Genomic DNA, 22,078 nt, shown 5'->3' with positions numbered 1-22,078 from the left:
TGGCAACACTGTTTAACCTGCGTTTTTGGCTCAGCTTTAAAAATCAATAACTTACACCTGTTGCTATTTAGCAACAGCGGACCGAAAACGCACTAAAAAGCCCGATACTTTATGCAGCATGCCAGCTCAGAACAGCGCGCCCGTGAGCCGCTCAAACAATTTTTTTCTCAGGCGTTGTGGAAACAGGCACTGATGGCGCTGCTACTGGCCCTGGTGCCCCTGTTACTGCTCACCCTGTGGTTTATTCAATCGGTTGCCTATCAGCAGCGAGTAGTACAGGATATTTATTCTAATAATCAGATGGTTACATCAGAGTTTAATGAGCTGAGAAACGCGCTACAGGCGCTCGAAAAGGCCCAGCTGAACAATCAGCTGCTACAAAGCGAAAAATTACAAAAAAGTATCAACGAAAACTGGCAAAAGCGTAAAAAATCGCTCAAAACACTACTGATAAAGCTCGAAAAAAGCGCAGCCGTTGCAAATTGGCAACAGCCCCTGTCACAGTCTCAGGCACCGGACAGTAAAACCTTATCAGCCATGGTCAATGTTCTTGCCCAAGAGTCACAATCGCTCCAGCAGGCCCTCGATAACACGCTCAACGAAGCGCTGGCGCAACAAAGTAAGATCCGGCAACGCTTTTTAATCGGGCTGAGCCTGTTGTTACCCATCTTAATTGGACTCAGTATCTGGCTGATTAAACGGATCTCCCGCCAGTTGTTTCAGCTGGAGCAGGCCATTGAGGTCGTGGGTGCCGGTCAGTTTGCCACGCCCATTCGACTGTCCGGCAGTCATGAGTTTACTCAGCTGGGTGAGCGACTCGAGCAGTTACGCAATGAGCTGGCCGCCAGTAAACAGCAAAAAGAAACCTTTTTGCGCCATGTTTCGCACGAACTAAAAACCCCGCTGGCCTCTATCAAAGAAGGCACCGAGTTACTGAAAACACCGCATTTGGGCCAGCTGAACGACAAGCAGCAGCGCGTAACCGGCATTCTGAGCACCTCAGTGACCAAACTCACTAAGCTGATTGAAGATCTACTCACATTTAGCGCTGCCAGCCATCCGCATAATCAACAGGCGCGCTGTAGCGCCCAGGCAATCAAAGAGCAGCTTGAGGAGCACTTTGCACAACGACTGCATAGCGCAGGTATTCGGATTGACTGGCGCTTTGACTCCGCGCTCAGCCACTTACCCGAAATGCCAGTCAAACTGGCGCTAACACACCTGCTTGGCAATGCCATTCAATATACCCAGAGCCACATCAGCATAGACATCACAGACACACCTGCCCACTGGCAAGTCAGTGTCCGGGACGATGGTCCCGGGCTCGACCCACAAGAAGCCAAACACCTGTTTAAACCCTTTGTGCGAGGTAAACAGCGTAACCAGATTGCAGGCAGCGGACTGGGACTGGCCATAGTTGAGGAGTGTGTGACGCAGTTTGGCGGCCAGTTAGGGTGGCAAAATACCCACCCGGGCTGCGAATTTAGTATAACTTTGCCAAAACAAGGAAAAAGCAAATGAGGATCCCGTTTTTGAGCTTAGTGCTCGTTATCGCTCTGAGTGGCTGTCAGCTCAGTTCCAATACACACAACACCAGCTTTATCGGACCAAGCAAAACTGTGAGCCCGGACTATGCGTCACTGAATGTTCTGCTTGAACGTTATTTACAGGTTTGCCAGCAGGGTTTGCCGCCACAGCATAACCAATCGGCGCGCTATATCGGTCAGGCTGCCATTGAAACCTTTATGCACGACTACTGCAATACAGTGTCGACCACCAGACAATTACAGCTGATCACCGCGCTTGAGCAAAGTCAGCCCTGGCCGGAGCACTATCAGCTGTGGTTTAACACCCTGAAGCAACACACTCAGGTGCTACGGGGGCAAAAAATCCGCCTGCATCGCAGCAATGCCAAACTGAGCCAGATCCAATCACAGCTGAGCCAAACCAATCAGGCCCTGATGACCCTCAAGCAGGAGCTTGCCGACATAGAGCAACAAAGGCTTCAGGATGTGCCCCTGAATGAGCCCCCTCAGACACCCAAGGAGCAGCAATAATGTCTTACACAGAAATCGAGACCACAGATCCTCAGTCTGCAACGCACGGCACTTCTGTTTTGCTGGTAGACGACGACCCCGCCCTGAGCGAGTTGCTGGCAATGCGGCTGGAAAGTCATGGCTTTCGGGTAACGCTGGCCAGCAGTGGGCATGCAGCATTGCGACAACTGGCAAACACCGCTATCGATTTGGTGCTGACCGATTTACGCATGGATAACATGGACGGCCTGGCCCTGAATCAAAAGTTACAGGCCAGCTATCCGGGTCTGCCGGTGATCATGATGACCGCGCACGGCTCAATCCCCGATGCGGTAGATGCCATTCAGCAGGGGATCACGGCATTTATCACTAAGCCTATCGACAGTGACGAGCTGCTGGCCGCAATTAACAAGGCGCTCCCGGAGCAAAGTACGTCACACGCCCCTGAGCCGGATAATTTTCATGGTTTGTATCACCAGAGCGCGAGCATGCGCCAGCTGGTGCAACAAATTAAAGCCATCGCCCCCAGTCAGGCCAATATTTTGATCCAGGGCGAAAGCGGCACCGGTAAAGAAGTTACCGCGCGGGCTATTCACCGGGCAAGTAGCCATGCCCAGGGGCCATTTATCGCCATAAACTGTGGTGCCCTGCCCGCACACTTGCTGGAATCCGAATTATTTGGTCATAAAAAAGGCGCGTTTACCGGCGCCATTGCAGATAAACAGGGACTCATTCAGAGCGCCGATCAGGGCACACTGCTGCTGGATGAAATCGGTGATATGCCGCTCGATTTACAGGTCAAACTGTTGCGTGTCTTGCAGGAAAAAACCGTCCGCCCGATTGGCGGGCATCAGGAGCAAACCGTGAACGTGCGTATTCTCTCGGCCAGCCACAAAAACATTGCGCAGGCGGTCAGCGAAGGTAAATTCAGAGAAGACCTTTATTATCGGCTTAACGTTGTGCAGTTATCTTTGCCCTCACTCAAAGAGCGTGTTGAAGACATTCCTTTGCTGGCGAGCCTGTTTTTAAATCAGTTAAGTAAAACACCCAAACGGCTCTCCCCGGATGCCATGACCGCCCTGCTAAGCTATGCCTGGCCCGGCAATATCCGCCAGTTACACAATGTGATTGAGTACTGCGTGGCAATGACGCCAGGCAGCCATATTTCTGAGGACAGTGTACTCAATGCCTTGCCGGCGCAGGACGACCGTCAGGCGTTTATCGGGCTTAATGATGCCAAGCGCCAGTTTGAGCGAGATTACATACTGAAAGTACTGGCGTTATGTCAGAACAATGTGCCGCAAGCCGCTAAGCTGGCACAACGAAACCGCTCCGACTTTTATAAGCTGATGAAAAAACACGATATACAATAGCCACCCGCCGAGCCAACTCATCATGCAGGCCCCGCTTTTTAGGGTCCTGCATCACCCAACTACAGTCTGCCCCTGTCACTTTTATTGCAGCACGCCTTGTTCAACCCACAGAAGTTTGTAATATTAATTCAAAGCCCATAAATTGGGCTAATTCGGGGCAAATTGCTCCGTTCACAACTACACTATTATTACAATAAAAACCGAGGTGGTTGCCCATGAGAATGCGTAAAAAGCTGATTTTAAGCTTTGTAATGACCGTTATCATTCCAATTCTTGCCATATCCATCATGAGTATCTCGCGCACCAAACAAGAGTCACTGGACCGATTCTTAGAAACATCGGTCAACGAGATCCGACAAATAGAAAACGCCTTTATCATCTTTTTTGACCAGATGAAAAGCAATACCCGCTTCTTAGCACAAAGTAAAACCGTGCAATCCGTGGGCAAAGACACCACCACTTATTTTGGCGCCGAGAAAATGATGACGCCAGAAGCCTCCGGGGCAGCAGAGGCCGCCATTTTTGATCTGTACACTACCTTTGGCAAAACCCATCCGGAGCTGTTGTTTGTGTATCTAGGCACCCGCGACGGCGGCTTTATCCAGTATCCGGCCGAGCCGCTTGGCAACTACGACCCCCGCAAGCGACCCTGGTATCAGCAGGTGAGCGCCAATCCATCTGAAGTAGTGGTCACCGAGCCTTATCAGGGCGTTACCGGGCAAGCCATGGTCTCTGTGGCCACCGGGATCCTGAAAAACGGCGATATGCTCGGGGTCCAATCGTTAGATGTGACCTTATCGACCCTCACCGACATTGTCAGCAACATCAAACTGGGCAACACCGGCTATTTATTGCTGCTCGACAATCAGGGCACCGTACTGGCCGATCCCAAAAATGCCGAAAACAACTTTAAAAATATCCGCGACCTGAGCGACGCCCGATATAAAGCAATCCGCAACGCGGGGAATGCGCCTTTTATTACGCTGGAGCACCAGGACAAAATGTTCAACGCCAAGTTTTATCGCTCTGAAGAACTCGGCTGGACCTTTATTGCCATTATTGAAGAAGACGAGATCCTCACTTCGTCTTACAACATGACTTACAGCATCAGTATTATCGCAGTGATAATGCTGGCGCTGTTTGTGGTGATTGCTATTGTGCTGGCCAACAAAATTGTCTACCCCATTGAAATGGTCTCGGACGGCCTTAAAGAAATTGCCCAGGGTGAGGGCAACTTATCAAAGCGGCTACAGGTGATTGGCAATGACGAGATCAGTGAACTGGCCACCTGGTTTAATCAATTTTTAAATTCGATTAATGCGCTGGTCAAAGACATTCAGGGCAATGCACGCACACTCAACAGTGAAGCCCATAATTCGCAGTCACGGATCAATGATATCCGCAACCAATGCCGCCATCAGGAAAAAACCTCGCAAACCGCCACAGATACCACGCAGTCGATGGCCAGCATGGCCATAACAGTAAGTGACAACTGTGGCGATGCGCTCAATGAAATATCCACCACAGAGCAGCACACTGAGACCGGCAATAAGATGATCCAAAGCACGGTGACGCAGGTTGCCAAGCTCAACGACTCTTTGGGCGACTCAGCAACCGCTATGAGCAAGCTCGAAAACGAAAGTAATAACATCACCAATATTCTGGAAGTGATCCGCACCATTGCCGAGCAAACCAACCTGCTGGCGCTGAACGCTGCCATAGAGGCCGCCCGCGCCGGTGAACAAGGTCGCGGTTTCGCCGTGGTGGCAGACGAAGTGCGAACACTGGCACAGCGCTCTCATGATGCAACTCAGGACATTGAACAGGTACTGACAAAACTGATAGAGCAGACTCGCAGTGTGTCTGAGCGCATGACCGCCAGCGTCGATGAATCCAAACAGGCCATTGAGCAGTCGGAGCTGGCACATCAGGCATTCGACGACATCGCCAGCTCGGTCTCTCGTGTGAAAAACATCATTGCTGACATTTCCCGCCAGGCAAACGCTCAGGGCGAAGCCGCCGAAGAAACCCAGTCTCGTATTCAGGGCGTCAGCCAGTCGGTGCAGCAAGTAGGGGATTCTGCCGATGCGTTGCATGCCGGCGCAACCCAATTGGTTGAACTGGCCAATAACCTTGACCAACTGGTAGACAGGTTTGACGTTGACGACTGAGCTGGAGATTTTACAGTCACCACCCGCAGCCACTGAGTTCAGTGCGCTGCGCGAAAGTGTTGGCTGGCAAAACCCGGCCCTTGAGCAAGTCGCAGCCAGCATTGCGGCCTCACTGTACTGGGTGCAATGTCGTAAAGAGCAACAACTGGTGGCCTGCGGCCGGGTAATCGGCGATGGGCAAATGTACTTTTACATCCAGGACGTCATCGTGCATCGGGATCATCAGGGTTGTGGTCTTGGCCATGTGATCATGGATAGCATTGAACAATACTTATCGGCGCATTGCCACAGCGGTGCAACCGCAGCCTTGCTGGCAGCACAGGGCAAAGAGGCCTTCTACCAGCGCTACGGCTACGCATTGCGTGATGGCCATTCGCTGGGGCTGGGGATGTGTAAATTTTACTGATTTTCAAATCCATTTTCGTGTACCCTTCACGCAGCACATTTCCCCAACAGGGGTTTGTCGCACACTTAATTTTATGCACCTAGCGACGATTCTCTTTAGGGGTTTTCGTCTGCTAAACCGATCAGTTTTCAATGGAAATACTATGAACAAGTTACTACTTTTAGCCCTCACGCTAATGACGTCATTAAGTTTTGCCAACCCTTTGGCCGGAACTTATACCGTAAAGTCTCTTCGGGTTAGTGACGCAACAGGTTATACATACGTTTACACGACCACTCCAGTGCAGCACAAAAACACCAGTTGTACTGAAACTGACTCTTTTGCTATCAGCCGAAATGCCAAATCATATGACCATATTTACTCTTCGTTGTTAGCGGCGGGTGCTGCGGGAAAACAAGTCCAGATCTGGGTAGCTTACGGTAATGGGGAATGCTTGAACAATCGACAGAGAATTGCGTTAACCGAGATTAAATTCAACTAGAATATTTGTCACACAGCCCTTTTTTGCCGGGCTGTTGTCATTAAACCGAGCGGCACTACCTATTTCTGTCCCTGAACTCCCCCGGCGTCTGACCCGTTTCTTTCTTAAACGCTTTATAAAATGAGGAGCGAGCATTAAAGCCAACCTCAAGTGCGATATGCAGCACCGAGTCTTGACTGGCCAGCAGGCGCGCTTTCGAAGCCTCAATGCGCCAGTGATTGACAAAATCGAAAAAGTTCATTTGCAGTGTTTCGTTTAACACCTGAGAAAGGTAGTTAGGAGAAACACCGCTTTTTTGCGAAAGCTTTTGCAGTGTCAGATCAGCATCCAGATAGAGCTGTTCCTCTTGCATGGCGTGCGTGATTTTATTGACTATCCGGGCAGACTGAGACTCATCCAATGCTGATTTGTGATATTTACCGCCACTACCTTCAGTGCCCGGCGCATCCTGTTTGTTCGCCGCACAACCCGCTTCAGGCGCAAGTAATGGCGAGGTTTGCTGCATGGCAAAAAAAGTAAGGCTCCAGATCAGTATCAGTGCGATGAGCATATCGGTGCCCAGCGTTAGTATGGTGTGCTCCAGCAGGCTGAACAGGAAAGCGGAGCTAAGTGCCAACGCCCAGATACATATGGCGATAAAAGCGAGCCTTTTTGCGGCAAATATTCTGGGGTCGTCAAGGTTGGAGTAACGTGCTTTTAGTGCCGCTCTGAAAGCCAACAGACGCTTCGCTATCACCAGCAGGGTTAACCCACACTCGAACAACCACAAACACATCAGCACCAGCATAGCACCGGCCAGTACTACAGCGTATAGCCCGCCTGGCACTTCATCTGTGACAAATAGCGCCCGGTGCTGTTGCATCGGTAATAAAGCCATCAAGCAAGACACAGCCAGCGCAGGCCATATTAAAACGAATTGCTTTAATGTGGCTTTGTTCAGGGTCCAGTGTGTCTGTGCTGTCAGCCCCTCAATGTACAAGCGCAACGCAGGACACAGTACAAACAGCATGGGAAACCCAATCACAGTATAAACCTGATACCAGTCGGGGAATGCAACGGGCACGATTGCATTGAGTGCCAGTACACCACTGGCAATGAGAAACAATGCCAGCGGCAATCGATATGCACGCGTTGCGCGATTTATCAGCAACACCGGAACACTCATTACCACTTGCCCAAGCAACATTGCTGTGAGCACCATCACAATAGGTTCAGCCACTTCTCTCCCCTGACACGCAATATAAAGCCATTCCTAGTTATTTGTTTTATTTACTTTTAATTTTTTCTTTGTCACAAAACTGTCCGGGCCTTTACGCCAGGACGACACCTTCATTCAGCACAGCTAGTCTGAGTGCAGCCCAGAAAAGTCAGGGCAAACACCGTTACATGGACCCCCAATATGACTTAAGGAACCACGTATGACAAACCCAATTACAACCGCTGACACACCACAGGATGCTCATATTCGCCGCAAACTTGCCACACTGTGGCTGCTGGTCATGCTGAATATGATTTATGCCGATATTCTGGCCTTTGTCTCGGCTTTTATTACACCCGGCGTGATCGACACGCTGATGAGTGGATATTCCGGCTCTGTTAAGTTATCTCAGCCACTGCTGCTGATCTCGGCTTTGCTGATCGAAGTGCCGATTATGATGATCTTATTGTCTCGATTTCTCGGCTACCGGCCAAACCGCATCTGTAATCTTGTCGCTGCCCCATTGACGTTTCTGTTTGTACTGAGTGGTGTGGAAACCGATCCGTTTTACCTGTTTCTGGCCGCCATTCAGCTGAGCTTACTGTTGACCATTGCCTGGACCGCCATGCGATGGCGCACGCCTGCCACTGTGCCTCAGGGAAGCCCCATAAGCTAGCTCAGAATACGCCCAACACACTCAGGAATAAAAGTTACACGCCGACTCTAAAATACTCAGAAGGAAACAGACACATGAAAAACGCCTCTTTAATAGCCCTCGCACTGCTTGTTCACAGCACCACAGCCTCTGCCAGCATGGAGCGCAGTCTAGCCGCGTTCGAAAAAGGGGAGCTGCGCCTGGCGCATACGCTGTTGAACCAACTACACACCACTGACTATCAGAAGCCGCTGCTTCTGGCCCGCATTGCGCTAAAAAAAGATCAGGACGAAGCCGCGCTGCAACACATAGAAAAGGCACTCACTGAGCACCCCAACAACCCCGAGCTCTATTTTGCCCATGTTGAAGTAGTCGCCAAAATCGCCGATCAGGCAAGTATTTTCAGCGTCTCTGGTTATATTAAAAAGCTCAAAGCTTCGTTTATCAAAGCCGTGGAACTGGCCCCGGATAATGCAGAGTATCGCACTGCGCTGATCAAATTCTACATTAATGCCCCAGCCCTGTTTGGTGGCGACAAGCTGGCTGCTCTTACGCATATAAAAGAGTTAGAAAAAACCGCCCCGTTTGAAGCCTTCCTGACACGCTTACACCTCGCTGGTATGTCAGATGAAAACGAAGAGTTCGCGCGCTTAATTACCATCGGCCAGCAAAGCTTTGCCACTGATCCGAGATTCTTTTATACCCTGGGACAGGTATATCGCGAACGCGACCAAAACGAACAAGCCTTGATTGAATTGCGCAAAGCCGCAACTCTGAACACAACCCACATGCAGCAAGAAAATGCCAGATACCAGGCTCTGGCCCTTATCGGACTGCTTTGCAAGGAATTAGGCAAGTATCACAACGAAGGTGAGGCGGCATTGCGCCAGTACCTGGAAGAGGCGACCTATCATTACGATTTACCCGACAAAAGCCAGGTCAAGTTCAGACTAGCCGAGTTAGCCATAGACAGCAGCAAAACCGCGATGGCAAAACAATTACTGGGCGAAGTAATTACCGAAACGCTAAGTAGCCAGCTACAAAAAAAAGCCCGCTCTGCGCTGAAAAAACTAGCCAGAACCTGATCTATGTTGCCACAGACAGTGTTGTCAGGCTCCCTATTTGTGGTTCATTGGCTGGCTAAGTAATCTATCTGTGGCCCCTCTTCCAACTCATTCATATCTCATGTCAGAGCAGCAAGTTTGTTATGCGCCAATATGAGCCGGTAAATTTTACACACCCTGTAAAACTCACCTACATTGAAATGAATATGCCCCGTTTTCATGGCCCTCAAAGCGGAATGAAAATTGAATAGTGTCTATAAGTCTCTCAATTAAGGAGTATTCATGAGCACTGCGCACTACTATCTTGCTCTATGGCTGTTTACCTTGTTACTAACCATGCTTAGCCTGGACAGCATGTTTCTGTTGCCCGCCATCTGGCTCAGCGCTTCTGTTGGCTGTGTTTATGTGGCTTACGCCCTGGACAGACCGGGGCTGTTTCGAAAACGGACCACGGGACAAGTGCCGTTTTACATCAAGGTATTACTCATGCCCTATTTTATGGGAGCTCAGCTTTATAACGCCTGGCAAAGATATCAGGACAGTGTGCCACCCGTTCAGGAAGTGAAGGAGAATCTGTTTCTGGCCTGCCGGTTATTCCCCAGCGACATTCCCATGCTGCAATCCAGACAGGTTGAAGCCATTTTAGATGTGACTGCCGAATTTGACGGACTAAACTGGTCTGCCGAAGAGCAGGGCCTGTATTATCAGAATATCCCCATTTTAGATCATCAAACGCCCAGCGAAGCTCAGCTAAGGCAGGCATTAAGCTGGCTCAGTGTGATGCACCAACTCAACAAAAAAGTGGTGGTCCACTGTGCGCTTGGACGCGGCCGCTCGGTGTTTGTGGTTGCAGCGTACCTGATGGCAAAAGACCCGTCTTTGTCTGTGGATGATGCCATGCAGTTTATCAACAACAAACGTCAAACGGCGCGCTTAAACCGTTATCAGCACCGCCGTCTCAATGCCCTCATGCAGCATGTGCACGAGACCCCAAGTCCAGACCTGCCGATGATCATTAATCCCGTTTCGGGCTCGGGAAAGTGGCATCAATACGATAATCAGGTGATTGGCTTGCTATGCCGCCAGTACACTCCTCAGCTGCACTTTACAGAAAAAGACACCGACGTTGCGGCACTGGCAAGCGAACTGAGCCAAAACACCGAACGTCTGGTTGCTTGTGGTGGTGATGGCACACTGACTGCCGTTGCCCATGCACTGGTTAACAGCGAGTGTAAATTGGGGTTTATTCCACTGGGCACTGCCAATGCACTGGCGCACGTGCTGCTGGGCGTACGCAGTAAGGTCGACCCCATTAATTGTGCTTGTGACACTCTGTTGCGCGAGCACCACATCCGTATAGATACCATGCGCTGCAACGGCGAAACCGGCCTGCTGGTTGCCGCCTTTGGCTTTGAAGCCCAAATGATTGAGCATGCCAGCCGCAGTGAAAAAAATCGCAGTGGTCAGCTGGCTTACATCAGCGGTTTTATTAATGCCGTCTCTGATGGTCAAAAGCAACGCGTAACACTCAGTGTCGATAACGAACCACAGCAAAGCTTAGATATTGCCAGCCTGGTAGTAGCCAACGCCGCACCTGTCACCACAGTGCTGGCCCAGGGCGCGGGTGAGCCGGATTATCAGGATGGCTTGCTGGACCTGACGCTGATCCGTCATGAGCCGGAGTCGACATCGCGTGCATTGAGTGTGGCACAGCTTATTGCGCATGGTATTTCTGGTTCAACTGCTCAGGAAAGCGCCGTTTCACACACCCGCTGCCAGCAAGTCGCTTTACACTCAGACGCAGAACAAATACAGTATAGTATTGATGGTGAAGTAAAAAGTGCCGAAAACCTGAACATAGAGGTAAACCCAAATTCACTGTGGATAATGGCACCAAAGCCAGCACAAAATTAATAACAAGGAACCTGAATGAAAACCGTTTTACTGGTTGATGATGACCAGGAATTTACCACAATCGCCGCACGGATCATTGAGTTTATTGGCTGTGACGTTTACACCGCAGGCAGTATTGAAGAAGCAAAACAATGGCTTGCGGATATGCGTTTTGATCATCTGTTTCTTGATTTTATGTTGCCCGATGGCAGTGGCCTGCACCTGATAGACCATATTCGCAATCAAAAGCTGTCAGCGCATATTACACTTATCACCGGCCATCCGTCTGTTAAAGCCGCGCTGGCCAACATGTGCGACGACCAAATTAACTACCTGACCAAACCCATTGAAGCCGATGACGTTAAGCGCGTATTAAACAGAAAAACCACAGCAAAACCGAGCCAGGCCGACCCCTTTGAACGTCATTTTGGCTGCCTTATTGGCCACTCTCCGGCCATGAAAAAGCTGGTCACTATGATAGAGCGGGTTGCCAAAACCAATGCCAACGTGATGTTGATGGGAGAAAGCGGCGTGGGTAAAGAAGTGGTTGCACAGGCCATTCATAACGCCAGCCAGTGCAGCGGTGAGCAAGTTGCGATTAACTGTGGTGCCATTGCCAAAGATCTGATCGGCAGCGAATTATTCGGCCATGAAAAAGGCGCTTTTACCGGCGCAATTAGCCAAAAACAAGGCGTCTTTGAACTGGCCCAGGATGGTACTTTATTTTTGGATGAAGTCACCGAAATGCCCATAGAAGTGCAGCCCAACCTGCTGCGGGCATTGGAAACAAAAACCGTTACCCGGGTAGGTGGCGCAAAACCCATCGACGTCAACTGCAGAGTGGTATCCGCCACCAACCGAACTCTGGCTGAAATCGCGCATAAAAACGTACTGCGAGAAGACATTTATTTTCGCCTGGCGGTGTTCCCCATTGAAATTCCGCCACTGCGCGCACGTCCTGAGGATATTCCACTACTCAGTGAGTTCTTTGTGCATCAGCTAAATGAGGAATACAAGACCCACTATCAGCTGAGCGAGCAGGCCCACTCAGTACTGGCCGCACACAGCTGGCCGGGCAACATACGTGAGCTTAAGCATTGCATCCATCGGGCCTTTATTATGGCAGACCCCGATACGACAACACTCACGATAGACGAGATTGTCAGCTCACCATTTACAACCCCACAGGAGAGCCAAGGACAAGTCCAGCCAGCTGAGTCAGCTGCAAAAACCGCCAGCGTGGCAGCCCCGTCCGCCCCCGTTAAAGTCGGAGAAACCATCGAAGAAGTCGAGAAAAAGCTGATTTATCAAACCCTGAACTCGGTTGATGGTAACAAAACCCTGGCGGCCAAAATGCTCGGGATCAGCACCAAAACACTCTACAACCGCTTGAATGCTTATGAGCAATCAACTTCTGAAGACACCCAGTGAAGCGAGGGCAAAAATGACAGACAAACCCGATTTAGCAACCCTGATCCATGATGCCAGAAAGCCACTTAACCATATTTCCATGCATGCGGAGCTTATCAAGATCCTGAGCCAACAACCGGGCTCAGAAGCCGAAATTCAGAAATCAGCCGACGACATAATTAAAGCCAGCAAGGCCTGTAGCGAACTGTTGCAGACCCTGATGGCACAAGACTAGTGGGAGTTGACTTGCACTCACTCACTCAACCAAACCGCATGCAAAAACTGATCTGGCTGGTCCCACTCTTGATCCTTATCGGGATCGTGTTAGTGGCCACGCTGGGATTAAAAAATACCGATGAAATCGCCCGGATCCAGCGTAGTTTGCAAAATACCGGCGAGGTCATGCTCAGGGTCGATCAGCTGCACATTGATATTCTGAATGCCGAATCCGGTCAACGCGGCTATCTTATCTCTCAACGCGAGAGTGACCTTGAGCCATACAAAATAGCGCTACAAAAGTTTGAACACAGTCTGCAACAGGCGCAAACCATTCAGTCGGAAAGCCCGCCGCAGCAAAAACGCCTTGAACGTTACATTCAGCATGCCCAGATAAAGTTTGAGTCACTATCGGCTAGCGTTGCGCTTGCCCGTAACAATGAACAGCTTGAGCCACACAGAATGCTGGACGACGTGCGAAGTACAGGACTAGATTTGCGTGCTATGTATGCCACTATCATGAGTGAAGAAATGGAGATCCGAAACCTGCTGATGGCGCGGCTGACACAAGCGCGAGAAACCGCCCAGGACAACCTGGTGTGGTTTACGGTATTGAGCATTGCGGTCAGCGCCTTGTTTTTATTATTTTTACTCAAGCACCTGCACAGTATTCGTCGTGCAAAAGAGCAGCTCGAGCGCTACAACGAACAACTTGAAGACAAGGTCAAAGAGCGCACTCAGGCACTGGAGCTTTACGCCGATGAGCTGACCCGCAGTAACCGGGAGCTCGAAGACTTTGCCTTTATCGCCTCACACGATTTACAAGAGCCACTACGCAAAATTCGCGCCTTCTCCGATCGCATCAAAGCCAATTACGAATCACTACTGGATGACAGAGGTAAAGACTATCTGTCGAGAATGGACAACGCCGCAACCCGCATGTCGGTGTTAATTACTGACCTGCTTGCGCTTTCCCGCGTGACCACCAAAGGCAAGGAATTTGAAGACGTGGCACTAAACCCGCTGATTAATACGGTACTGGATGACCTTGAAATCGCAATCAGTGACGCGCAGGCCTGCATTCAGGTCGACCCCTTACCGACCATTGAAGGCGACCCAAGTCAGCTCCATCAGCTGTTTTTGAATTTGTTATCCAACGCCATGAAATTCCGCCGCGAGGGCGTACCGCCACAGATCACCATTACCATGAGCCAGACCACCGCACCGAATAAGTTGCTTGAAGACATTGAATGCGACTGGCTGGAAATTGATGTGACCGATAATGGCATTGGCTTTGCCGCCGAATACAGCGAAAAAATATTTACTCCATTTCAGCGCCTGCACAATCGCACAACCTATGCGGGCACTGGAATTGGTCTGGCCGTATGCCGACGCATTGTCGAGCGTCATGGCGGACAGATCAGCGCACACAGTATTGAAGGCCAGGGCACCACTTTTCGGATCCTGCTGCCCGACCTTGCTTCCACTCTCACCTTAAAGGATACCGCCAATGAGCAGTTTACCGACCAGACGCATTAATATTTTGATGGCAGATGATGATGAAGACGATCGTTTGCTGACTCAGGACGCCCTGCAGGAAAGCCGGGTGCTGAACAACCTGAACTTTGTGCAAGATGGCGTTGAGCTGCTGGCATATCTTAACAATGAACCGCCGTTCGAAGACAAAACCAAACACCCTCGGCCCAGTATCATACTGCTCGATTTGAACATGCCGCGCATGGATGGCCGTGAGGCGCTGCAAAAAATCAAGAGCGACCCCACACTGCGTTCAATCCCCGTGGTGATCCTCACCACCTCAAAAGAAGAAGAAGACAAACTCAGAGGGTACGACCTTGGCGCGGCTTCGTACATCTCCAAACCCGTGAACTTTGATGGCCTGGTGGAGCTGATGCGTCAGCTGGGCAAATACTGGATCGAAATCGTCGAATTACCTTAGGAGGCACAGATGCAACATGCGCAGGTGGTCAAGCTACTACTGGTAGAGGACGACGAAGACGACTATATATTGGCACTGGATTACTTACAGCAAATACCTAACTATCTGTTTGAAGTAACCTGGCTCAGTGAACTCGACGAAGTGCTTCAGGCACTGGAGTCTGATCAGTTCGATCTTTGCCTGCTTGACCATCAGCTTGGCGTACATACCGGCCTGACCATTCTTGAAGCTGCCAAAGCGCTGCCCATCAATACCTCATTTATGATGCTCACAGGCCAGGCCGACGAGGTGCTGGACGCCGATGCGCAGGCTTTGGGTGCAGAAGATTTCTTGCTTAAATCTGAGATCAGCAGCCCGCGCTTTATCCGCGCGATCCGCTATGCTCTGTCCCGCCGGGAGCTTGAAAGTGAGCGCCTGGAGCGGCTGCGGGCACAGGCCACCAGCCGTGCCAAAGACCGTTTTCTGGCGCACCTGAGTCACGAACTGCGCACCCCGCTGACGTCTATCATGGGCTATACCGATCTGTTGCTAACCCGCAGCGAGCTGGACAATATCAAACCTGAGCTGTCTATCATTCACAATAACAGCCAGCACTTGCTGAACCTGCTCAACGATGTACTGGATTTGTCGAAAATCAACGCCAACAGTCTGCAGGTTGAGCCCAGTGAGATCTGTCTGGCCTCGTTACTTGCCGATCTGCACAGCCTGTTTTCCATGGCGGCGGATAAAAAGGGCCTGCAGTTTGCGATTCACACCGACACGCACCTACCCGCTTATATAGAGTCTGACGAAAAACGCCTTAAACAGGTGCTAATCAACCTGGTTTATAACGCCATAAAATTCACACCAAGTGGACAGGTTTCAATTGAGGTGCGGCCAGCCGCTGAAGGTAAACTCTGTTTTGCAATTGAGGATACCGGCATTGGTATTCCTCAGGATAAACTGACGCACATTTTTAAGCCTTTTGAGCAGGTGCAGGACAGTACCACACGCTCAGAGGAAGGCGCGGGCCTTGGACTGGCCATCAGCTCAGCCCTGATCCGCCTGCTTGGAGGAAGTTTACAGGTTGAGTCAAGCGTGGGCAGTGGCAGTACCTTCAGCTTTACTATTGAGCCGGGTCAATGTTCCGGCCAGCTTGGCCAGCTAGACTTGCTCGCTACCACTGTAAATCGGCCTTCGACAAAGATAACGAACTTATCTGGCAAGGTGCTCATCGTTGAAGATTTGCCCGAAATTCGCCAGTTGCTGGGGCAACTCATTACAGCCACCGGTGCTGATGTCAGCTATGCGGAAAATGGTAAAGTTGCGTGTGATTTACTCACTCAGGCTGATGCGGATTTTGACCTGGTGTTTATGGATTTACACATGCCAGTATTAAACGGCAAAGACGCCATTGTAAAACTGCGCGCACAGGGCATTAGTACACCGATTATCTCACTGACGGCCGCGGCCCAAAAGGGCAACCTGGATACCCTCAAAGCCCTCGGCTTTAACGATACGCTGACCAAACCCATTAACGTTAATCAACTTGAATCCTGTTTACAGAATTATTTATCCGCACAACCCGCGCAAGAAACGCTCACCGCACAGCCGGGCGATTCACACTCTAAGAGCAAACGGATTTTACTGGTTGAAGATGACCCGGATGCGCGCAACTTAATGAAGCTGCTGCTGGAGTCTCTGAAATGTGAGGTCGTTGCTGCGGGTAGCTGCGCTGAGGGCCTGAGCGAGCTGGACAAACACGCTGATTTTGATGTGATAATGCTGGATCTGAATTTACCCGATGGCTCCGGGCTGGCACTGGTTGCAGCGGTTCATAAGCGCCAAAGCCCGGCTAAACTGGTGGTGGTCAGCGGCAGTGAGCCCGACCCGGACGCCCTGCTCTCTTACCCGGTCAGCCAGGTGTTACTTAAACCCGTTTCGCTTCCCGACCTGGCCGCCATTGTGCAAAACGCATAACAAAGGCACGCTGTGCGTGCCTAAAAGTCCAGGGAGTAATCTGTGTTGCTTTAAGAACGTTTATCAACAACGGTCAGCTTGTTGTTAACGCGTTTTACATCGTCTGCATTGGCTGCAATATTTACCACCAACTGCTTCTCGGCGTCTGACTCGACTTCACCGGTAAGCGTCACGGTTTGATTGTCGACATCAACGTCGATGTCGGTGCCGCTGATGTCGGTATCAAACAGCAGACGTGTTTTGATCACTGTCGCGATTTTGGCATCAACAAAGTCAGACTCAACATCGCCTTTGTCGTCTTTATCTTTTTTCTCTGGTACCACAGTCAGGCGGTTGTCTACTTCTTTTACACCATCAATACCAATCACCAGCTCAGTTGCCAGTTTTTTATCAACACTGTGGTCAACTTTACCTGTGAGGATCACCACACCGTTTTTTACGTCTGTGTTAATATCGAACGAATTCAGGTTGCCGTTGAACAGTAAAGTAGCTTCGGCTTTACCGTCTATCCAGGCGTCGCTCGCCTCTTTTTCCCACTGATTGTCAGCAGCATTAACCGCAGTAGTTGAAAAAGCCGTAGCAAAAGCAAGTGTTAAAATTGTGCGTTTCATAATCATTCTCCTTGTGGATGAGTTCACTTTCACAGGTGCAGCTTACATGCCAATCTCCTTAACCATTTAAAATCATACAGTTAGGTAATTCCTCCAGCCTTTTGCCTGTATCTTTTACATACCGGCATGGAACTATTTACTGGCAATTTCTACACAGATCAGCGCGATTTTTACTAACTCATTGAAATTAAAGACAACGTTCAGTGGCACGCTCCCTGCTGCTATCACCAGATACAAATAAGGAGGCGTTATGTCATTTACACTTACCCCACAAGACTTCTGGTCGCTGATCAATGAAAAGCTCGTCCACTGGGCCGAATTGACGATCAAGAATTTGCCCAACCTGGTCATAGCAACACTCATTTTTATTGTGTTTGTGATCCTCTCTAAATTCCTTGCTCGCTGGCTGCTGACCTTGCTTAAACGCTTGTTTGAGTCCAATCAGATAGCCGGGCTGATTGCGGGGATCTGTCGTGTGATCCTGGTTGCGATCGGGTTTTTCTTTGCCCTGGATATTATGGGGCTGTCAAAAGCGGTCGCGTCACTACTTGCCGGTGCCGGCATCATCGGCCTGGCAATCGGTTTTGCCTTTCAGGATATGACCGAAAACATGATAGCCGGTGTTGTGATGGGCATTCGCAAACCTTTTCGGGTTGGCGATGTGGTAGAAGCTGGCGACACCTTCGGCACCGTCCGCCGAATTAACCTGCGCAATACTTTAATTGAGAACTTTTATGGTCAGCTGGCCATAGTGCCCAACAAAATCCTGTTTAAAAATGAATTGATTAACTACTCCCGCCTGGCCACCCGACGGATAGAAATAGAAGTAGGGATCTCTTATGCCGATGACATTGAGCAGGCCGAATCTGTGATAGTGGAAGCCATAAACAAGCTGGATGGCGTGATAAAACAACACGAAACCGATGTCTATGCCTGCGGGTTTGGCGACAGCTCTGTCAATCTGCTGGTGTGGTTCTGGATTGACTATCCGGGTGAGATTGGCTTTATGCAGATGCGCCACAAAGCCATTATTGCAATCCACAGAACCCTGGAAGAAAACGACATTCTTATTCCCTTTCCTATTCGTACGCTGGATTTTAATGCCAAAGGCGGTGCTAATCTGGAGGACATGCAAATCAATATGCGCCAGCGTGCAAACAAACAGCAAGGTGAGAAAGAAGTACAGAGTAGTTAAACGTAAAAGTTACAGACACAGGGTAAAGCTTGCATCGCCCGTTTAATCTTAAAACCATAAACCACTGATATTAAACAACTTTAAAGCTGGTACGGGCAATGCATTAGTTTAAGCAACAAACAAACTTAAGCAATCAAGTAAGGAGTTAAACGATGACACATTCGAACTACGATATGGAACCTTTGAAGGAATTAGTCAAGGTGCTCAATGGTGGCGTGGAGTTTTACAAAGACGCCAAAGACAAAGTAGACGATGAGCGCATCAGTGCCATTTTCAACACCATGATCACTGAAAAGGTTCAGGCTATCTCGAAGTTGCAAACCTACGCGCTGATTGATGAAGGCGAGCGCGAAACTGACTCTGACATGCTGGTTACGCTGCGTGAGCATTACACTAAGGTGCTGGGTGTATTGAGTACTGACAAAACACACACCTACATTGCTCAGCTGGAAGAAGTGGAAGACAAGGTACTGGAAAAAGTGGCCGATGCGTTAGAGCAACAATTGCCGCCTCAGTGTGTTCAGGACTTAAGACAAGTTCAGGTGCGCATGCAGGCTTGCCATGATGAAATGAAAGCACTTCAGGAATTGACCGCCTAGTTGTACAGGTCACATCGCAGACTTAGCAGGGCTGTTGCCCTGCTTAATTAAACACCGACAGGAGGTTCACATGTTACGTTGGTCACTTGGATTTTTAGTACTTGCACTGATCAGTGCCATCTTAGGCTTTGGGGGCATCGCGGGTGCCGCAGCAGGCATAGCGAAGATACTGTTCTTTGTGTTTATCGCCCTGGTTTTGCTGTCGTTTGTGCTGCCTGTGATTAGAAAGCCAAACGCTTAGCACCACAAGTAACCTCATTGACTTTATTAAGGAGCACATTATGAACCACATGATTACTGCACTACAAGCCACGTTATTTATCACCATTTTAGGTCTGGCTGGTTGTTCTGACGGCCCGGCAGAAAATGCAGGCGAGCGCGTAGATGAAGCCATCACAGATGTACAAAACAAGGCTGAAGATCTGTGCGAAAAAGCCAAAGAAAACCTGAATGCAGAAAACGAAAACTGCTAACAGAGGGCATGCCAGCTCAAAACCGAGCTGGCCCCTTCATTCCTCTTACAACTACCCGCTAAACCACACCGCTTGTCTCAGCCTTTTTGTACTTTTGTTTCGGATGTGATTACAATCCGACAACAATTAAGTTAAACACATTTTGGGCCCCGCTCGCTTTACCCATCAACGGGCCGCTCCCGAATGTCAAAAAGGACAGACATGAGAACAATAAAACTAAGCGCTCTCGCAGGAGCCGTCTTACTGGCCAGCGCATGCAGCCAGACAACACCGACTCAAAACACAGACACGCAGACTGTTCAGCAACAGGTTCAGCCACCCGTAGCACAAAAAATACCTCATGTAACCGAGATCCATGGCTACAAACTGGTCGACAATTATCACTGGCTGCGTGATGACACGCGCAGCTCCGCTCAGGTTATATCTCACCTGGAGCAGGAAAACCGCTACGCCGACGCGAAACTGGCGCCGATTGATACGCTGCGCACAACCCTGTTTGAAGAAATAAAGAATAAAATCGCCAAAGACGATCGCAGCGTGCCGTACCAACGCGGTGACTATTATTACTTCAGCGAAGTAAAGGGCGATCAGGAGTACCGTACTTACTATCGCAGCAAACACGCCGATGGCAGTGACGCCGCAGAGATTTTTAATGCCAATGAACGCGCCGAAGGTCAGTCATATTACGGCCTGGGTGCGCTGAGTGTGAGCCCGGATGGTAAACTAATTGCGTTTGCCGAAGATACACTCAGTCGCCGTATCTATACGGTCAGCGTGAAAAACCTGGAAACCGGTGAAATCTACACAGACAAGCTTGAAGGCGCTGCAGATAGCATCGAATGGGGCAATGACAATCGCAGCATTTACTACATCAAAAAAGACCCGGTTACTTTGCTCGGTTACCAGGTCTATCGGCACGTATTAGGTCAGGACCAGTCGCAGGATGAACTGGTTTACGAAGAAAAAGACAATACGTACTACACTTATCTGGCCAAAAGCAAAGACGGCAGCGAAGTCCATATCGTCCACCATGCGACCGAATCCAAAGGACTTTCTATCCTCGATGCCAATAACCCTAAAGCCAAGCCGCAACGTCTGCTGCCACGTACCAAAGGCCACGAGTACAGCCTGCTTAAGCAGGGCGACTTCTATTTCATTTACACCAACGACAACGCCGTCAACTTTAAGCTTATGAAAGCCCACAAGAATGACGTGGCGGACAAAGGTAAGTGGAAAACCATCATTGCACATAACCCAGACGCGAAGCTCGAAGAAGTGGAGCTGTTTAATGATCACCTGGTGTATCAGTCTCGCGTTGAAGGCATAGGCACACTGAATGTGTTGAATCTGAAAACCCAGAAACACCAAACACTGACCTTTAACGACCCTGCCTACATGGCCTCGATGACCGGTAATCATGAGCTGGACAGTCAGTTTGTTCGGGTCAGCTATCAGAGTATGACCACGCCCAATACGATTTATGATATTGACCTGAATACGCTGGCAAAAACGCAGCGTAAACAAACTAAAGTGCTCGGCGACTTCAACGCCGATGACTATGCCTCTGAGCGCCTGTTTATTGAAGCCAGAGATGGGGTTAAGGTACCCGTGACGCTGGTCTACAAAAAGTCGATGTTCAAAAAGGACGGCACTAACCCGCTGTTACAATACGGTTATGGCTCTTACGGCTCAACCCGTGATCCTTATTTCCGTGTCAGCACCCTGAGCTTGCTGGACCGTGGTTTTGTGTATGCCATTGCACATATTCGTGGCTCGCAGGCACTGGGCAGACCTTGGTATGAGGACGGTAAAAAGCTGAATAAAAAGAACACCTTTAATGACTTTATTGACGTCACTAAGGCACTGGTTAAGTCGGGTTATGGCGACTCTGAGCGTCTGTATGCCCGTGGCGGCAGCGCCGGTGGCCTGTTGATGGGCGCGGTGATCAACCAGGCGCCTGAGCTGTATCACGGCGTGCACTCTGCGGTGCCATTTGTCGATGTGATCAACACCATGCTGGACGATTCACTGCCACTGACCACCAACGAATACGACGAGTGGGGCAACCCGAATGACAAGGTCTATTTTGACTATATGCGCTCATACTCTCCATACGATCAGGTGAGCGCACAAAACTACCCCAACATGCTGGTCACCACAGGTCTGCATGACTCTCAGGTACAATACTTTGAGCCAGCCAAGTGGGTAGCCAAGCTGCGCGAGTATAAAACAGACGACAACACCTTGCTGTTAAAAACCGATATGGAAGCCGGGCACGGCGGTGCATCGGGTCGCTTTAAGCGTATCAATGATATTGCGCTGAGCTATGGCTTTATCATTGGCCTGGCTGAAGGCAAACTGTAACACGCTCATTTCCCCGG

The 22,078-nt window shown here is 50.0% G+C and carries 21 protein-coding genes; 19 read left to right on the top strand and 2 right to left on the bottom strand.

Annotated features, from left to right (window positions below; all coding sequences use genetic code 11):
* Positions 1 to 111 precede the first annotated feature (111 nt).
* The 6 genes from C3B51_RS00500 to C3B51_RS00475 all read left to right on the top strand — a co-directional run bounded on the left by C3B51_RS00500 (position 112) and on the right by C3B51_RS00475 (position 6,467).
* Entirely contained in the window at positions 112 to 1,521 is a 1,410-nt protein-coding gene (locus tag C3B51_RS00500; RefSeq protein ID WP_130243813.1) for a sensor histidine kinase, read from the top strand.
* Positions 1,518 to 2,057, top strand: a complete 540-nt coding sequence (locus tag C3B51_RS00495) for a hypothetical protein (protein ID WP_125720374.1) — start codon at positions 1,518 to 1,520, stop codon at positions 2,055 to 2,057. The genes C3B51_RS00500 and C3B51_RS00495 overlap by 4 nt, the downstream gene beginning before the upstream one ends.
* Positions 2,057 to 3,409 (top strand): sigma-54-dependent transcriptional regulator, encoded by a 1,353-nt coding sequence (locus tag C3B51_RS00490; RefSeq protein WP_130243812.1) that lies wholly within the window; start codon positions 2,057 to 2,059, stop codon positions 3,407 to 3,409. Before C3B51_RS00495 ends, C3B51_RS00490 begins: the two co-directional genes overlap by 1 nt.
* A 215-nt stretch (positions 3,410 to 3,624) precedes the next feature.
* Positions 3,625 to 5,580, top strand: a complete 1,956-nt coding sequence (locus C3B51_RS00485; protein WP_130243811.1) for a methyl-accepting chemotaxis protein — start codon at positions 3,625 to 3,627, stop codon at positions 5,578 to 5,580.
* Positions 5,564 to 5,986, top strand: coding sequence for a GNAT family N-acetyltransferase (locus C3B51_RS00480; protein ID WP_240701826.1), 423 nt, complete (start codon positions 5,564 to 5,566; stop codon positions 5,984 to 5,986). The genes C3B51_RS00485 and C3B51_RS00480 overlap by 17 nt, the downstream gene beginning before the upstream one ends.
* Before the next feature lie 142 nt (positions 5,987 to 6,128).
* Entirely contained in the window at positions 6,129 to 6,467 is a 339-nt protein-coding gene (locus tag C3B51_RS00475; RefSeq protein WP_130243810.1) for a hypothetical protein, read from the top strand.
* 55 nt (positions 6,468 to 6,522) lie between these two features.
* On the opposite strand, the gene C3B51_RS00470 is transcribed toward C3B51_RS00475, so the two are convergent.
* Positions 6,523 to 7,686 (bottom strand): helix-turn-helix transcriptional regulator, encoded by a 1,164-nt coding sequence (locus C3B51_RS00470; protein WP_130243809.1) that lies wholly within the window; start codon positions 7,684 to 7,686, stop codon positions 6,523 to 6,525.
* Positions 7,687 to 7,885: 199 nt separating this feature from the next.
* Between C3B51_RS00470 and C3B51_RS00465 the strand changes: the two genes are divergently transcribed.
* From C3B51_RS00465 to C3B51_RS00430, 8 genes are all read left to right on the top strand, one after another.
* Complete coding sequence (locus tag C3B51_RS00465; RefSeq protein WP_130243808.1) at positions 7,886 to 8,341, top strand: DUF6326 family protein; 456 nt, start codon at positions 7,886 to 7,888, stop codon at positions 8,339 to 8,341.
* Positions 8,342 to 8,415: 74 nt separating this feature from the next.
* Positions 8,416 to 9,405 (top strand): tetratricopeptide repeat protein, encoded by a 990-nt coding sequence (locus C3B51_RS00460; protein ID WP_165389093.1) that lies wholly within the window; start codon positions 8,416 to 8,418, stop codon positions 9,403 to 9,405.
* 261 nt (positions 9,406 to 9,666) lie between these two features.
* Positions 9,667 to 11,298 (top strand): diacylglycerol kinase family protein, encoded by a 1,632-nt coding sequence (locus C3B51_RS00455; RefSeq protein WP_130243806.1) that lies wholly within the window; start codon positions 9,667 to 9,669, stop codon positions 11,296 to 11,298.
* A gap of 15 nt (positions 11,299 to 11,313) precedes the next feature.
* Positions 11,314 to 12,708 carry a sigma-54-dependent transcriptional regulator gene (locus C3B51_RS00450; RefSeq protein WP_130243805.1) on the top strand — a complete coding sequence of 465 codons (1,395 nt, stop codon included), beginning with the start codon at positions 11,314 to 11,316 and terminating at the stop codon, positions 12,706 to 12,708.
* Positions 12,677 to 12,922 carry a histidine kinase gene (locus C3B51_RS00445; protein ID WP_240701825.1) on the top strand — a complete coding sequence of 82 codons (246 nt, stop codon included), beginning with the start codon at positions 12,677 to 12,679 and terminating at the stop codon, positions 12,920 to 12,922. The genes C3B51_RS00450 and C3B51_RS00445 overlap by 32 nt, the downstream gene beginning before the upstream one ends.
* An 11-nt stretch (positions 12,923 to 12,933) precedes the next feature.
* A complete protein-coding gene (locus C3B51_RS00440; RefSeq protein WP_130243804.1) occupies positions 12,934 to 14,442 on the top strand; it encodes a sensor histidine kinase in 1,509 nt (502 codons plus the stop codon).
* A complete protein-coding gene (locus C3B51_RS00435) occupies positions 14,414 to 14,860 on the top strand; it encodes a response regulator (RefSeq protein ID WP_125720398.1) in 447 nt (148 codons plus the stop codon). The genes C3B51_RS00440 and C3B51_RS00435 overlap by 29 nt, the downstream gene beginning before the upstream one ends.
* Positions 14,861 to 14,869: 9 nt before the next feature.
* A complete protein-coding gene (locus tag C3B51_RS00430; protein ID WP_130243803.1) occupies positions 14,870 to 16,819 on the top strand; it encodes a response regulator in 1,950 nt (649 codons plus the stop codon).
* Between the two features lie 50 nt (positions 16,820 to 16,869).
* Here C3B51_RS00430 and C3B51_RS00425 read toward each other — a convergent pair whose 3' ends face one another.
* Entirely contained in the window at positions 16,870 to 17,430 is a 561-nt protein-coding gene (locus C3B51_RS00425; RefSeq protein WP_130243802.1) for a BON domain-containing protein, read from the bottom strand.
* A gap of 250 nt (positions 17,431 to 17,680) precedes the next feature.
* Here C3B51_RS00425 and C3B51_RS00420 point away from each other — a divergent pair, with 250 nt between their 5' ends.
* The 5 genes from C3B51_RS00420 to C3B51_RS00400 all read left to right on the top strand — a co-directional run bounded on the left by C3B51_RS00420 (position 17,681) and on the right by C3B51_RS00400 (position 22,061).
* Positions 17,681 to 18,625 carry a mechanosensitive ion channel family protein gene (locus C3B51_RS00420; protein ID WP_130243801.1) on the top strand — a complete coding sequence of 315 codons (945 nt, stop codon included), beginning with the start codon at positions 17,681 to 17,683 and terminating at the stop codon, positions 18,623 to 18,625.
* Positions 18,626 to 18,777: 152 nt separating this feature from the next.
* A complete protein-coding gene (locus C3B51_RS00415) occupies positions 18,778 to 19,224 on the top strand; it encodes a PA2169 family four-helix-bundle protein (protein ID WP_125720406.1) in 447 nt (148 codons plus the stop codon).
* 70 nt (positions 19,225 to 19,294) lie between these two features.
* Entirely contained in the window at positions 19,295 to 19,465 is a 171-nt protein-coding gene (locus C3B51_RS00410) for a DUF1328 family protein (RefSeq protein ID WP_125720408.1), read from the top strand.
* Between the two features lie 40 nt (positions 19,466 to 19,505).
* A complete protein-coding gene (locus C3B51_RS00405; protein WP_125720410.1) occupies positions 19,506 to 19,697 on the top strand; it encodes a hypothetical protein in 192 nt (63 codons plus the stop codon).
* A 201-nt stretch (positions 19,698 to 19,898) separates the two neighbouring features.
* Positions 19,899 to 22,061 carry a S9 family peptidase gene (locus tag C3B51_RS00400; RefSeq protein ID WP_130243800.1) on the top strand — a complete coding sequence of 721 codons (2,163 nt, stop codon included), beginning with the start codon at positions 19,899 to 19,901 and terminating at the stop codon, positions 22,059 to 22,061.
* Positions 22,062 to 22,078: the final 17 nt, after the last annotated feature.

The sequence above is a fragment of the Pseudoalteromonas rubra genome, from assembly GCF_004212645.1.
Taxonomy (GTDB): Bacteria; Pseudomonadota; Gammaproteobacteria; order Enterobacterales; family Alteromonadaceae; genus Pseudoalteromonas; species Pseudoalteromonas rubra_G.
Note: the sequence above shows the minus strand (reverse complement) of the source record. Positions and strands in the feature narration are given on the sequence as shown.

Bases quoted from the DNA above. Each gene is read 5' to 3' on its own strand.
- C3B51_RS00500 (WP_130243813.1), top strand. From the start codon at position 112: ATGCAGCATGCCAGCTCAGAACAGCGCGCCCGTGAGCCGCTCAAACAA.
- C3B51_RS00495 (WP_125720374.1), top strand. From the start codon at position 1,518: ATGAGGATCCCGTTTTTGAGCTTAGTGCTCGTTATCGCTCTGAGTGGC.
- C3B51_RS00490 (WP_130243812.1), top strand. From the start codon at position 2,057: ATGTCTTACACAGAAATCGAGACCACAGATCCTCAGTCTGCAACGCAC.
- C3B51_RS00485 (WP_130243811.1), top strand. From the start codon at position 3,625: ATGAGAATGCGTAAAAAGCTGATTTTAAGCTTTGTAATGACCGTTATC.
- C3B51_RS00475 (WP_130243810.1), top strand. From the start codon at position 6,129: ATGAACAAGTTACTACTTTTAGCCCTCACGCTAATGACGTCATTAAGT.
- C3B51_RS00465 (WP_130243808.1), top strand. From the start codon at position 7,886: ATGACAAACCCAATTACAACCGCTGACACACCACAGGATGCTCATATT.
- C3B51_RS00460 (WP_165389093.1), top strand. From the start codon at position 8,416: ATGAAAAACGCCTCTTTAATAGCCCTCGCACTGCTTGTTCACAGCACC.
- C3B51_RS00455 (WP_130243806.1), top strand. From the start codon at position 9,667: ATGAGCACTGCGCACTACTATCTTGCTCTATGGCTGTTTACCTTGTTA.
- C3B51_RS00450 (WP_130243805.1), top strand. From the start codon at position 11,314: ATGAAAACCGTTTTACTGGTTGATGATGACCAGGAATTTACCACAATC.
- C3B51_RS00445 (WP_240701825.1), top strand. From the start codon at position 12,677: ATGAGCAATCAACTTCTGAAGACACCCAGTGAAGCGAGGGCAAAAATG.
- C3B51_RS00435 (WP_125720398.1), top strand. From the start codon at position 14,414: ATGAGCAGTTTACCGACCAGACGCATTAATATTTTGATGGCAGATGAT.
- C3B51_RS00430 (WP_130243803.1), top strand. From the start codon at position 14,870: ATGCAACATGCGCAGGTGGTCAAGCTACTACTGGTAGAGGACGACGAA.
- C3B51_RS00425 (WP_130243802.1), bottom strand. From the start codon at position 17,430: ATGAAACGCACAATTTTAACACTTGCTTTTGCTACGGCTTTTTCAACT.
- C3B51_RS00420 (WP_130243801.1), top strand. From the start codon at position 17,681: ATGTCATTTACACTTACCCCACAAGACTTCTGGTCGCTGATCAATGAA.
- C3B51_RS00415 (WP_125720406.1), top strand. From the start codon at position 18,778: ATGACACATTCGAACTACGATATGGAACCTTTGAAGGAATTAGTCAAG.
- C3B51_RS00410 (WP_125720408.1), top strand. From the start codon at position 19,295: ATGTTACGTTGGTCACTTGGATTTTTAGTACTTGCACTGATCAGTGCC.
- C3B51_RS00405 (WP_125720410.1), top strand. From the start codon at position 19,506: ATGAACCACATGATTACTGCACTACAAGCCACGTTATTTATCACCATT.
- C3B51_RS00400 (WP_130243800.1), top strand. From the start codon at position 19,899: ATGAGAACAATAAAACTAAGCGCTCTCGCAGGAGCCGTCTTACTGGCC.